The organism is Rhizobium sp. SVR5-9E (assembly GCF_056755095.1).
The window spans coordinates 1-273 of the sequence record NZ_JBNDHS010000404.1 but is presented as its reverse complement, the minus strand read 5'-3'; the positions used below and the strand labels follow the sequence as shown (position 1 = coordinate 273).

Sequence of the window (273 nt, the reverse complement as noted above, 5' to 3'; positions counted from 1 at the left end):
CACCATCACCTCATCAATTGTCTCTTCTCCGTCCATAAAATACCCGTAATGGATCGTGTGAGACTTCTGTTTTGCCAGATTTTTACCGGGAAAACTCTTCTGAACTACAGGTAAAGTATCATTTCCGGAAACTCGGATGATCCCCAAAGCTCCCACTCCATTGGCCGTAGCCAGTGCACAAATGGTATCATTATTCATACTGCAAATTTACGTTTTTTCACCACAAACAAAAATATCCTTTGTCTATTGCAGTTATTCACCAAACTCAAATAA

General features: G+C 39.9%; 1 pseudogene. It reads right to left on the bottom strand.

Annotation, left to right across the window (positions count from 1 at the left end):
* Positions 1-198 (bottom strand): annotated as a pseudogene (locus ACPYOJ_RS35375) (hypothetical protein); the annotation flags it as partial.
* Between the last annotated feature and the right edge of the window lie 75 nt (positions 199-273).